General features: G+C 58.9%; 14 protein-coding genes. 10 read left to right on the forward strand and 4 right to left on the reverse strand.

Annotated elements, in window-relative coordinates; genetic code table 11:
- Nucleotides 1–10 precede the first annotated feature (10 nt).
- The 3 genes from UB90_RS04325 to UB90_RS04335 form a co-directional block, all read right to left on the reverse strand.
- Entirely contained in the window at nt 11–1,114 is a 1,104-nt protein-coding gene (locus tag UB90_RS04325) for a M24 family metallopeptidase (protein ID WP_065325309.1), read from the reverse strand.
- Between the two features lie 72 nt (nt 1,115–1,186).
- Nucleotides 1,187–2,776 carry an ABC transporter substrate-binding protein gene (locus tag UB90_RS04330; protein WP_065321207.1) on the reverse strand — a complete coding sequence of 530 codons (1,590 nt, stop codon included), beginning with the start codon at nt 2,774–2,776 and terminating at the stop codon, nt 1,187–1,189.
- 46 nt (nt 2,777–2,822) lie between these two features.
- Nucleotides 2,823–3,437: a helix-turn-helix domain-containing protein gene (locus tag UB90_RS04335; RefSeq protein ID WP_005622802.1), complete on the reverse strand. Its 615-nt coding sequence runs from the start codon at nt 3,435–3,437 to the stop codon at nt 2,823–2,825.
- A 248-nt stretch (nt 3,438–3,685) separates the two neighbouring features.
- On the opposite strand from UB90_RS04335, the gene UB90_RS04340 reads away from it, so the two are divergent.
- The 7 genes from UB90_RS04340 to UB90_RS04365 all read left to right on the forward strand — a co-directional run bounded on the left by UB90_RS04340 (nt 3,686) and on the right by UB90_RS04365 (nt 8,654).
- Entirely contained in the window at nt 3,686–4,729 is a 1,044-nt protein-coding gene (locus tag UB90_RS04340) for an ABC transporter permease (protein ID WP_009178128.1), read from the forward strand.
- 9 nt (nt 4,730–4,738) lie between these two features.
- Nucleotides 4,739–5,644: an ABC transporter permease gene (locus UB90_RS04345; RefSeq protein WP_005622798.1), complete on the forward strand. Its 906-nt coding sequence runs from the start codon at nt 4,739–4,741 to the stop codon at nt 5,642–5,644.
- Nucleotides 5,641–6,480, forward strand: coding sequence for an ABC transporter ATP-binding protein (locus tag UB90_RS04350; RefSeq protein WP_065325310.1), 840 nt, complete (start codon nt 5,641–5,643; stop codon nt 6,478–6,480). Before UB90_RS04345 ends, UB90_RS04350 begins: the two co-directional genes overlap by 4 nt.
- On the forward strand, nt 6,477–7,226 hold the full coding sequence (locus UB90_RS04355) for an ABC transporter ATP-binding protein (RefSeq protein WP_005622795.1): 750 nt from the start codon (nt 6,477–6,479) through the stop codon (nt 7,224–7,226). The genes UB90_RS04350 and UB90_RS04355 overlap by 4 nt, the downstream gene beginning before the upstream one ends.
- A 3-nt stretch (nt 7,227–7,229) precedes the next feature.
- On the forward strand, nt 7,230–7,718 hold the full coding sequence (locus UB90_RS04360) for a GAF domain-containing protein (protein ID WP_065325311.1): 489 nt from the start codon (nt 7,230–7,232) through the stop codon (nt 7,716–7,718).
- Nucleotides 7,719–7,946: 228 nt separating this feature from the next.
- Nucleotides 7,947–8,108, forward strand: coding sequence for a DUF1328 domain-containing protein (locus UB90_RS22415; protein WP_005622791.1), 162 nt, complete (start codon nt 7,947–7,949; stop codon nt 8,106–8,108).
- Nucleotides 8,109–8,156: 48 nt separating this feature from the next.
- Nucleotides 8,157–8,654: a Dps family protein gene (locus UB90_RS04365; RefSeq protein ID WP_005622789.1), complete on the forward strand. Its 498-nt coding sequence runs from the start codon at nt 8,157–8,159 to the stop codon at nt 8,652–8,654.
- 153 nt (nt 8,655–8,807) lie between these two features.
- On the opposite strand, the gene UB90_RS04370 is transcribed toward UB90_RS04365, so the two are convergent.
- Entirely contained in the window at nt 8,808–9,629 is an 822-nt protein-coding gene (locus UB90_RS04370; protein WP_005622786.1) for a response regulator, read from the reverse strand.
- Between the two features lie 113 nt (nt 9,630–9,742).
- On the opposite strand from UB90_RS04370, the gene UB90_RS04375 reads away from it, so the two are divergent.
- The 3 genes from UB90_RS04375 (at nt 9,743) to UB90_RS04385 (ending at nt 12,345) form a co-directional block, all read left to right on the forward strand.
- Nucleotides 9,743–9,940: a NepR family anti-sigma factor gene (locus UB90_RS04375; RefSeq protein WP_005622784.1), complete on the forward strand. Its 198-nt coding sequence runs from the start codon at nt 9,743–9,745 to the stop codon at nt 9,938–9,940.
- Nucleotides 9,941–10,498 carry an RNA polymerase sigma factor gene (locus UB90_RS04380; RefSeq protein ID WP_009177640.1) on the forward strand — a complete coding sequence of 186 codons (558 nt, stop codon included), beginning with the start codon at nt 9,941–9,943 and terminating at the stop codon, nt 10,496–10,498.
- Nucleotides 10,499–10,620: 122 nt separating this feature from the next.
- Nucleotides 10,621–12,345 carry a sensor histidine kinase gene (locus UB90_RS04385; RefSeq protein WP_227512133.1) on the forward strand — a complete coding sequence of 575 codons (1,725 nt, stop codon included), beginning with the start codon at nt 10,621–10,623 and terminating at the stop codon, nt 12,343–12,345.
- Nucleotides 12,346–12,395: the final 50 nt, after the last annotated feature.

The following is a 12,395-nucleotide window of genomic DNA, read 5'->3' on the forward strand; positions in this document are numbered from 1 at the left end:
GGCTGTGTGCTTAGACGCGCACCATGTCGCGTGGCATCTCGGAAAAGATCTCCGCACCGTCTTCGCGCAGGATGACGATTTCCTCCAGACGGATGCCGAACTTACCCTCTATGTAGATGCCCGGCTCGATCGAGAACACATTGCCCTCCGCCAGCACCACGTCGGAATTGGCGGCGATATAGGGCGGTTCGTGAATGTCGATACCGAGACCATGGCCGGTGCGATGCAGGAAGCGATCCCCATAGCCTGCGGCGGTGATCACATCGCGCGCGGCCTTGTCGATATCGCTGGCCACAACACCGGGTTTAGCCACCGCGAGTGCGGCCTGAACGGCCTTCTCGACCACGTCAAAGACCTCCTCGTAATCCTCTTCGGGCGTACCAAAGTAGCCGCAGCGGGTCATATCGGACGGGTAGCCATCCAGACGGCAGCCTGTGTCAATCAGCACAGCAGAGTTGCGGGTCAACTGGGTGTCACCGGGCGTGTGATGCGGGAAGGCCCCAGACGCGCCAAAGCACACGGAACAGAACTCCAGCGTCGCTCCGGCAGCAACATATTCAGTTTTGATCAGTTCAACGATCTCGCGCTCGGTGACGCCTTCTTTGAGGGCAGCAAACGCGGCTTTGACGGCCTTGTCATTGGTCAGATGCGCGGCTTTGATCGCGTGGTACTCGCTGTCGTCCTTGGAGGCCCGCAACAGGCTCACGGTGTCATCGGCAAAGCGACGGCGCGGCGTCTCCAGCGCGTCCAGAAGGCGCAGCGAGAAATCGGTGCGCATGGTCTCATCCAGAACCACCGACAGATTCGGGCGCGTCGCGCCGCAGGCCTCAAGAAGTGCGGCCAGAGCGGCATCCGGGCCTTCGTCATCACGCCATGGGTAGAACGGCAGGTCCGTGTCCTTGCGCGCGGCGGCGGCATTCAGCGCCGGCATCAAAAAGCCCGCATAAGACTGGCTCACCAAGAGCATCACCGGGCGCTCATCGCCATGGGGATGCACACCAGACAGCCACGCCATATGGCTGGAAGGGCCGAGGGCGACAAGGTCGGTGCCTGTCAGCTCCATACGGGCACGCAGAGCAGCGAGGCGGGCGGCGGTCAGCGGGAATTCGGTCATCGAAGGCTCCGGGATTATAGCGAGAGATAGGGGAATCGGGCCACCAGCGCGGGCGGCCCGATCAGTTCACGGTTACTCTTTTTCCACCAGACGGTAGAACACAAAGTCAGAGGTCGCGCCGTTGACGTAACCCGAAACCGCCTCGTTCATGGCGACCTGATAGGCGGCCTGGAACATGATCACGATGGGCGACTCGGCTTGCACCTCTTTTTGCAGCTCGCGGTACATGTCGAGACGGGCATCCGCGTCGCTCTCGGACAGCGCTGCCATGGTTTTCTTGTTCATCTCTTCCGGCACGGCCCATGCGTTGCGCCAGGTGGTGGTCGCTGCATAATTGTCGTCAGAGTTGTCGGAATTATAGGCGAAGGCCTTGGCGTTGGAGTGCGGATCCATGAAGTCCGGGCCCCAATACAGCAGCATCGCCTCATGGCTGCGCTCGCGGTATTTGGTGATCACCTGGCTCCCGGTGCCCGGCAGGATCTCAAAGTTGATGCCCGCATCGGCAAAGCTCGCTTGCAGCGACTGCGCCATATCGGTGAAGGGGGCCGCATTGATCACATCCAGAGAAACGGTGATCGGGGTCTCGATGCCGGCCTCGGACAGGATGCTCTTGGCCTTTTCCGGGTCATAAGAGAACGGGGTCTCATCATAAGAACCGGGGAAGCCCTTGGGCCAGAAGGCCTGATGCACTTCCATCTGACCTTTGATGATCGTGTCGGTCATGCCTTTGTAGTCGACCAGATAGCGTGCCGCTTCCCAAACTGCCGGGGGCGTCAGGCTCTCGGTTTTCTGGTTGAACGACAGGAAGTGGACAGCCGCCTGCGGGAAGGTCTCAACCTTAATCTCGCCACTGTCGAGCGAAGCCACCTGATCCGGCGTCATATTGCGCGCCAGATCCACGTCGCCTTGCTCCAGCAGCAGCTGCTGGGTCGCGCTTTCGGCAACGTGACGGATGATCACGCTGTCGATCTTGGGCGCACCGTTGAAATAGGTCGGGTTCGCCTGCATGCGAACCATCTGACCCGCAGAATAGCGTTGCAGCGTGAAGGGACCGGAACCGGCTGCATTGGCGTTGAGCCACGCATTGCCCATGTCGCCGTCAACTTCGTTTTCCTGCACCAGCTTGCTGTCGACGATGGATGCGGGGCGCGCAGCCAAAACGTTCAGCACAAATGCCGGAGAGAAATCGCCCGCGTATTTCACGGTGACGGTGTTGCCCTCGCCCGTGACCATTTCGCCGATATTATCCGCAGTCCAGCCCAGTTGGGTCAGGATGAACGCCGGGGTCAGGTTCAGCTTCACCACGCGGGAGAAGGAATAGACCACGTCTTCTGCGGTTACAGGGTTGCCAGAGGCAAACGTCGCGCCATCGCGCAGGGTGAAGGTGATGGTCTTGGCGTCGGGATCGGTGACCCATTCCGAGGCCAGACCTGCCGCCAGAACGGTGGTGTCTTCGGCATCGTATTGAACCAGACGGTCATAGAGGTTGGTGACCAGCTCGCCAGAGGTGAACTCATAGGCCTGCGCGGGGTCGATGGCGACGATATCGTCGATGTTCTGTGCCACCACCAGCACGCCCTCGGGCGTGTCGGCCAAGACGGCAGGTGCCGCAAGCGGCAACAGCAGCGCGCTGGCCAGCAATGTTGTCTTCAGATGTTTCACGGGAGGTCTCCTTGTTGGATGAAACTTCTAGTCAGTCTGTCGCGGTTTACGCGTTCTGTTTGTGGGACAGTTCCGGAAGCTCGATGGCGCCTTTGCGATTGAGAACTGTCAGCGTCCCGGTCCAGAGGATTCGGGCGGTGTGATCGGTTGGATTGCTCCATGCGTGCGGGGTATTGCCGCTGTAGTGCAGGCTATCGCCTGCGGTCATGGCGAAGGACTGGCCGTCCAGCGTTTGCTGGATTTCCCCCTCAAGGACAAAGATGATCTCTTCGCCCTCATGGCTCACGGTTTCCGATACATAGCCAGACGGGATGTGCAGGATATAGGACGACATCTCAGAGCCGGGAAAATCCGCGCCCAGCGCCTCATAGCGCAGAGAGGAATCATCCAGTGCAAACAGCGGTCGTGTTCCCGCACGGGTCAAACCATCCGAAGGCTTCGATGCCGAAATGAAATAATCCAGCCCAACATCCAGCGCCGCCGAAATCTGCGCCAACGTCCCAAGCGAAGGCGTTGCGTTGTCGCGCTCAACCTGACTGAGATAGCCGACCGACACACCGGATTTGTCGCAGAGCGCCTGCAAGGTCAGTTTCAACTGCTTGCGGCGCTTGCGGATCGCGGGGCCGACATTGGGCTCTTGTGGTGGTTTTTCACGCGGCATTTTTGTTCTTCACACTTTGGGTTGGACCCTGCGTCTGTAGCATCAGACAGGGTCACATTCCTGGATGTTGTCTCGCTCACGCTACAAAAAAAATTTTTGTCAGGCAAAAATTTTTTTGCACATTTCGAAAATTGTTTTATGCCTGATGCACCAACCACCGCGTCAGGGGCCTCTCTGGCGCAGAGTTTTCACGATGCCAGATCTCCCGGCTGCCGGGGGTTTTGGGAGGAGAAAAGGGGACCAGACCCTTGAATACAGCCGCGCCTTCACACGCCGGGCTGAGGAAAACCGCCAGCGCATTTGGTGGCTTTGTCATCGTCACTTTCCTGACGTTTGTCGGATTGATGGCGATCACTTTCTTCATCGGCCGCGTGATCCCGATTGACCCGGTTCTGGCCGTGGTCGGAGATCGCGCCACGCAAGAACAATACGACGCCGCCCGCATCGCCATGGGGCTGGATCAGCCACTGGTGGTACAGTTCATCACCTATGTGGGCGATGTGTTTCAGGGTGATCTCGGCCATTCGGTGTCCACCAACCGCCCCGTCGCAGAGGATCTGGCGCGTGTCTTCCCGGCAACCCTGGAGATGGCAACGCTTGGGATCATCATCGGCGTCGGCATGGGCGTTCCGCTGGGTGTCTGGGCCGCAGCAAGGCAAGGCACATGGGTGGATCAGTTGATCCGCGTCTTTGCACTGCTGGGTTACTCTGTTCCTGCCTTCTGGCTTGGTCTTGTGGGGCTGGTCGTATTTTACGCGGGCCTTGGCTGGGTCGGTGGTCCGGGACGTGTCGATATCTTCTACGAGGGTCTGGTCGAGCCGCACACCGGCCTGCTGCTGGTCGATGCCCTCATTGCAGGCGACATGGATGTGTTCCGAAGCGCATTGGATCACCTGGTCCTGCCCGCCACCATCCTTGGGTTCTTCTCCCTCGCCTATATCGCGCGGATGACCCGCAGCTTCATGCTGGATCAACTCGGCCAAGAGTACATCACCACCGCCCGTGTCAAAGGCGTGTCGGAATGGCGGGTGATCTGGACCCACGGCTTCCGCCCGATCCGGGTGCCTCTGATCACGGTGATCGGCCTTTCCTATGCGGCACTGCTGGAAGGTTCGGTGATGATCGAGACGGTCTTTAGCTGGCCGGGCATCGGCAACTATCTGACCGTGGCGCTGCTCAATGCCGATATGAACGCCGTCCTTGGCGCAACCTTGGTGATCGGTTCGGTCTTCATTCTCATCAACAAGCTGTCGGATGTGCTCTACCGCATTCTCGACCCGCGCAGCCGATAGGAGGGTGCCATGACAACGATGACAAACTGGCTGCTCGACGACTCCCCCAGCTCCCGCCTGCAGGCCTCCTTGGGTCACAGCTACCGTGTGACACGGATGCTGATGCGCAATCCGCTCGCTGTGGTCGGGGCGCTGATCCTCTTGGTGTTGATCTTGGCGGCCATCTTTGCGCCGTGGATCGCACCGCATAGCCCGCTGGGACAAAACCTCGGTCAACGCCTGCTGCCGCCCTCTGCCGCGCATTGGATGGGCACCGATGAGCTGGGCCGCGACATCTTTAGCCGCGTCATTTACGGCGCGCGTATCACCCTGTTGATCGTGGCGCTGGTGGCGGTGATCTCGGCACCGCTTGGACTGCTCATCGGGGCTGTGTCTGGCTATTTCGGTGGCTGGACGGACAAGATCATCATGGGCGTGACGGATGTTTTCCTGTCGATGCCAAAGCTGATCCTCGCGCTCGCCTTTGTCGCGGCACTTGGGCCGGGGATTGAAAACGCGATCATCGCCATCGCCATTACATCCTGGCCTGCCTATGCGCGTATCGCACGGGCCGAAACACTGACCTTCCGCAACTCGGAATTCATCTCGGCTATGCGCCTGCTTGGCGCATCACACACGCGGATCATCACCGGCCATGTGCTGCCGCTGTGTACCTCGTCGATGATCGTGCGGGTCACGCTGGATATGGCAGGTATCATCCTCACCGCAGCTGGTCTGGGCTTCCTCGGCCTTGGCGCACAGCCGCCGCTGCCCGAATGGGGCGCGATGATCTCGCGCGGTCGGGCCTTTATCCTCGATCAGTGGTGGGTCGCCACCATGCCCGGCTTTGCCATCATCATCGTTTCGCTCGGTTTCTGTTTCCTCGGTGACGGCCTGCGCGATGTGCTGGACCCCAAACAGGGGGGCAAATCATGAGCGATATGCCACTTTTGGAACTGGAAAACCTGCGCGTGAGCTTCCCCACGCCGCAAGGGCGCGTCGAGGTGGTCAAAGGCCTGTCCTTCACCTTGGGTCGCGAACGGCTCGGCATCGTCGGCGAAAGCGGGTCGGGCAAATCCATGACGGGCCGCGCGATCCTGCGGCTTGTGCGTAAACCGGGACGCCAGCAGGCTGATCGCATGATCTTTGACGGCATCGACCTGCAAGGATTGTCGGAACGCAAGATGCGCGACCTGCGCGGCGCGCGGATCTCGATGATCATGCAAGACCCGAAGTTCTCGCTCAATCCGGTGATGACCATCGGCGCGCAGATTGCCGAGGCGCTCAAGACCCACGAGAACCTTGCCCGCAGCGAGGTCAAATCCCGCGTGCTGGAGATGCTGCATTCCGTGCGCATCAACGATCCCGAACGGGTGGTGAACCTTTACCCGCATGAGGTTTCGGGCGGTATGGGCCAGCGTATCATGATCGCCATGATGCTGATCCCGCGCCCGGATCTGCTGATCGCGGATGAGCCAACCTCAGCGCTGGATGTCTCGGTGCAGGCGCAGGTTCTGGACCTCATCGACGAGCTGGTGCGCGACAAGGGCATGGGGCTGATCCTGATCTCGCATGACCTCAATCTGGTGGCGCGCTACTGCGACCGTATTCTGGTGATGCACGCGGGCGAAGTGGTCGAAAGCTGCGCGGCAGAGGACCTGCACAAAGCGACGCACCCCTATACCCAAGGCCTGCTGGCGGCGGTGCCACGGATGGAAGAAACGCGCGAGGAACTCCCCGTCCTCGACCGCAGCGCATGGAGCGGCACATGAGCGCGATCATTTTGAAAAATCTCGACATTTCCTATGGTCACACCAAGGTGGTAGAGGGCGTGAATATCGAGGTCGCCGAGGGCGAGAGCTTTGCTCTGGTCGGTGAAAGCGGATCGGGCAAATCCACGATCCTGAAGGCCATCGCAGGCCTTGCTCCGGATTGGAGTGGCGAGATCTCGGTCCTGGGACAGCCCCGCGGGCGCAACGTGGATCAAGGCTTTGCCACCCGTTGTCAGATGGTGTTTCAGGACCCTTATGGATCGCTGCATCCGCGCAAATCTGTGGACACGGTGCTGAGCGAGCCGCTCAAGATCCATGGGCTGGGAAATCGCGATGCTCGCGTGATCGAGATGCTCGCAGCCGTGGGCCTCGATCAGCGGTTTCGGTTTCGCTATCCACACCAGCTTTCGGGCGGGCAACGCCAGCGGGTCGCCATCGCGCGCGCCCTGATGCTGGAACCCAAGGTGATGCTGCTTGATGAGCCCACATCGGCGCTGGATGTCTCGGTACAGGCGGAGATCCTCAACCTGCTGAAGAAACTGCGCCGCGAGCAGGGGCTGACCTATCTGATGGTGACCCACAACCTGCCTGTCGTCAGCTTCATGTGCGACCGCATGGCTGTGATGAACAAGGGCCGCATCGTCGAGATCGCGCCCGCAACAGCGCTCCACGATGGCAGTTTCACCGACCCTTACACGCAATCCCTTTACGCCGCATCGGGCGGCAATCCAGACCGCAAGGACTAAGACATGACGGACACAAACACGGCGCGCCACGATTTTGAAAAAGCGCTGTCAGAGGCCACCACCGAAGAGCAGGCTTATGACGCGCTTTGCACGCTGACCAAGGCCACGGTGGGGGCAAAGCTGTTTACTGTTATGACCGCTGACATGGACGCTATGCTCGCCCGTCGCGTCTACACGGATGATGCGGAAAATTACCCCACAACAGGCACCAAGGAAATCGAGATGAACCGCTGGTTCGAGCAGGTTCATGGCCGTCACGAGACCTTTGTCTCCAACACATTGGCCGACATCGACACCGTGTTCCCCGATGCGGAGCTGATCGGCAAACTGGGCTGCGGATCGGTGATCAACCTGCCGGTGATCCTTGGCGGCAAGATGGTGGCCACGGTCAACATCCTGCACGAAGAGGGTTATTACACGCCCGAGCGTGTCGCACAGGCGCATGAGTTGCTTCGCCTGCCCTCCATGGCAGTGCTTGCTCTCGCCTCTTGATCTGTTGCGGGTATCCAGACCATCGCGTCTGGATGCCCGCCCACACTTTGTCGCGCTCAAACCCGTGCTGGGCCCTGCGCACATCCTCCGAAAAACCAAGGCTCTGTTGTCGCCAACCGGCGAATACGGCAGAGATTGAGAATTTCGCGGAACAAAATCTGCCCTCTGCCGTTGTCTCCCCGAAGCCCACAGAGGGTGGGCATTGAAACACGGCAAAGGAGACACCCCATGCTTGGTTGGGCACTGACATTCCTAGTGATCGCGCTGATCGCGGCCGTCTTTGGCTTTGGCGGCATCGCCAGCGCCTCGGCCGGGATCGCGCAGATCCTCTTCTTCATCTTCCTGGTGATGTTTATCGCCGCGCTGATCTTTCGTGCTGTGCGTCGCTGACGCACAGACACGACCCATCACGCAAACTCCCTTCGGAAAGGAGATATTATGACGACTGCATTGAACGTGAAACCACAACTGGCCCCCGTCGAGACAGGCGTTCGCGACACCGAGGCAATCGCCGAAGGTCTGAGCGACGTGCTCGCGGACACTTACCGCCTCACGCTAAAAACCCATATTTATCATTGGAATGTCGAGGGCCCGTTGTTCTTCTCGCTGCACAACCTCACCGAGGAGCAGTATCAGAACATGTTCGCGGCTGCAGACGAGTTGGCAGAGCGCATCCGCGCCTTGGGCCACCTGACGCCGGGCAAGATCAATGGCGTGCTGTCTGACAGCATCGTAGATGATCTGGGCCAAATGCCGAGCGCGGGCGAAATGTGCAAAGACCTTGAGAAAGATCACATGCGTTTGGCGCACCGACTGCACGCGCTGATCGAACTTGCGGAGGCGCGCAAGGATATGGTGACCGGCGACTTGGCAACCGAACGCGCGGCCTTCCACGAAAAAGCGGCTTGGATGCTGCGTGCTTTGTCTGCCTCGTAAGCACGCACTCATCCATTAAGAAGCCCTGCACACCCATCGGTTTGCAGGGCTTCTTTATTTTCAAACTTTAAAAACTGATTTGATATCTGTGCGCACAAAAAGACCCCGCACAAGCAAATGTACGGGGTCTTTGGCGAGGGATGGTCGCGTTGGTTAGCTGGTCAACGTATCGGTAGAGGAGAAGAACATCGCCTGACTGATCGCCGAGATTACCTGATCCGGGACATAGGGCTTTGCAATCATGAAGGCAGGTTCATGACGTTCGCCAGTGAGGAGACGCTCAGGGAAGGCCGTGATGAAGATCACGGGCACATCACCCAGCTCTTCAAGCAGGTCCGCCACGGCATCAATACCGCTGGAGTTATCGGCAAGCTGAATGTCAGCCAGGATAAGGTCCGGCTTTTCCTCAAGGCCAAGTTTCACCGCCGCCTTGTGAGTGCGTGCAATACCCGTGACCTCGTGCCCCATCATGGAACAGATACCTTCAAGATCCATCGCGATAATCGCTTCATCCTCGATGATCATGATCTTGCCGCTCACGGATTGCTGCATTTCATCGCGTGCAAGCTGGATCAGTCGCGCCGCTTCATCGGCAGAGATTTCCATGACGTCGGCAACTTCGCTCACCGAAAACGCCTCTACTGTGTTGAGCAAGAGCGCCTCGCGGGTATTGGCGGTCAGAGAGGCCAGATGTTGCAGCGCGCGGGCCCGTGGGCCGTCATCCAGCTCTGCCACAGGCTGGCCAGAACTGCTCCAGAGTTTGTGGAACACTTTGAAAAGCGCCACTTTTCCACCGACGCTCTCCGCATTAAAGCAGGACGGATCGGCAAGGATCGCCTCCAGCGTCGAGGCCGCATATGTGTCGCCCGATTGCTGAGCACCGGTGAGCGCACGCGCATAGCGGCGCAGGTATGGCAAATGCGGAGCGATAAGGTCAGACAGAGTCAGCGCTTGTCCTGTTGTAGGGGTCGACAATTTTTTTCTCCTGTCACCAATATTTCTCGGAACAAACGCACGATTGGGGCGTTTGTTCCATGGAAATGGATATTATTTGCGCCTGAAAGTTAAAGGTGTTGCGGGAGAGATGAATGGCAAACAAACTTTCACAACAGCCATGGGACACTCTGATCGACGAAAACCTTAAGCGGGTTTTTGACGAAGATGCGAATGCGGATTTGCCGCCGCATCTGATGGACCTACTTGATCGTCTGGACAAGATTCCGGTCGCGGATGGGTCAGGGAGCGCATCCGGCGCTCCCTCCCACTCCCAGGAGGAGGCCGAGTAAATGGATAGACAAGGTGCGAAGGCTGAATTGACAAGCCATATGAAGGTGCTGCGCGCTTTCGCCATGAGCTTGACCCGCAACGATGCGGCAGCAGATGACCTCGTGCAGGACACAATCCTGAAAGCATGGACCAATCTGGACAAGTTTCAGGAAGGGACTAACATGCGGGCATGGCTTTTTACCATCCTGCGCAACACGTTTTATTCAGGCCGTCGCAAGGCGATGCGCGAAGTGGAAGATTCCACCGGCAGCATCACCGAAAGCATCTCTGTGAAGCCAGCCCATGACGGCCGCCTGCAACTGGCAGAGTTCCGTCGCGCGCTGAGCGAGTTGCCAGCTGAACAACGCGAGGTTCTGACGCTGATCGGCGTTTTGCAATATTCCTATGAAGAGGCCGCCGAGGTCTGCGGCGTGAAGGTCGGCACGGTCAAAAGCCGCCTTAACCGTGGTCGCGAGGCCCTCTCCATCAAGATGCAGCTAAAGGCTGACGAACAGCTGGAACTGACAGATGCAGCCACCCATGCGGTCGTCGCTGCAAGTGGTGGAACCGCCGCGTGAACAGAATGAACTTTCCGTCCCTCGCCCTGCTTCGGGGTGGGGGCGCCCGCAATCGCGCCTCATCCATTTCTGACAATTCACCCGACGCGCCCCGGCCCTTCGCCTGGGCGCGGGGTCTGTCGGTGCGCCTTGCCGTTATGCTCTCTGTCGCGATGGTGCCGCTGGGCCTCATCGCAGTGGATCAAACCGTGCGGCTGCAACAAGAGGTCACCGCCTCCAACAACCTGAGCCTAAAAGCACTCACCGCAGAATTTGCGCAAGAAGAGCGTGAGATCATCAAATCCGCCTTCGCCTCTGCCGAGGCACTTGCGCTTTCAGTGCCCGATCTGACCCAAGATCTGGATCGCTGCCGGGCGTTGATGGAGCGTTTCATCGACACCGCCCAAGAGCGCTACAGCTTTGCAGGTTTTCTGCCCAAAGACGGCGTCATGTCCTGCGCCTCCACCGGGCTGACAATCGACTATTCTGAGAATCCGAACTTCCCAGATTGGATGCGTCGCCCGAAGCGTGAAATCAGGGTGAACTCCTTTGGCCCCGTTGCAGGCAGCGCGGTCCTGATCATTTCCGAACCCGTCTATGATCCGAACGGCACCTTTATCGGCAATCAGATCATTCACGTCCCGCACGAACGCATCGACAAGAAATTTCAGACCAAGCTTGGCGAGCGCCCGCTTGATCTGGTGACACTGAGTGCCGAGGGCGACATCCTGAGTGCCTCTGGTGCGCGCGAGACGGCGTTGGATCGCCTCCCCGCCAACATGAGCATCAAGGAGCTGATCTCGCTTAATCCGCGTCACATCGAGGCAGAGAATGCAGCAGGAGAGATGCGACTGTTCTCCATCGTCCCGATCCTGAGCGATGCGTTCTACGTGGTCGGAAGCTGGGACCCGGAGGGCATACACGCCCCGACAGAAACCAACGCGTTGCAGCATCTCTTTTTGACGCCTGCGCTGTTTCCGATGCTGATGTGGCTTGTCAGTCTGGTCCTGATCTACGTGGCGCTGGATCATCAGGTTGTCAGGCACCTTCGCATCATCGGTATGCAGATGCGCCAATTTGCCCGCTCCCGCGTGCTGCCCAGCCCTCCAAAAAGCGGACTGATGCCGCATGAGCTTGAGGTCATCTATAACCAATTCACGCAAGTCTCCGAAAAGCTGTTGCATGACGAGGCACATCTGTTTGATGCCATGCACGACAAGGATGTGCTGCTGAAAGAGCTGCATCATCGGGTCAAAAATAACCTGCAATTGATCTCTTCGATCATCTCGATGCAGATCCGCAGAACACGCAATCAGGTGACGGCAGCCGCGCTAAAGACCGTGAACCAACGGGTGACCAGCATGGCGACGGTACACCAGACGCTGTATCAGGCGTCAGAGCTTGGTCGCGTTCAGGCCAATGACCTATTGCGTGACGTGGTTAAACCGCTGACCGAATTGGCCCCGACCACCGCGCCTATACCCAAGATCGACATCGATCTGGAGCCGGTTGTCCTCTATCCGGATCAGGCCGTCCCGCTGGCACTGCTGACCGTCGAGGCCGCAACAAATGCGCTGAAGTATCTTGGCGTCGACAAGGCTGGCAATCGCTGGGTCCGCGTTTCACTCAAAGTTCTGCAAGAGGGTGAAGTCTGTCTGACCATCGCCAATTCGACCTCCGATGAGGCAGAATTTGAAGACGAAGGCACCGGGCTTGGCAGCCAGTTGATCCGCGGCTTTGCCCGCCAGTTGGAGTGCAGTCCAAAGATCACCGAGGGCGAAGACAGCTACGCCATGAGCGTGACCTTTGAGACATTGCCCTTTGACCACGAAGACAGAGCGCTCGCCGGCGTCGATCACGACAACTAACACGATCATCATGCACCATAGGGGCCGTTCTGTTTCGCAGGGCGGCCCTA

Origin of the sequence: Tritonibacter mobilis (genome assembly GCF_001681715.1) — a bacterium.
GTDB lineage: Bacteria > Pseudomonadota > Alphaproteobacteria > Rhodobacterales > Rhodobacteraceae > Epibacterium > Epibacterium mobile.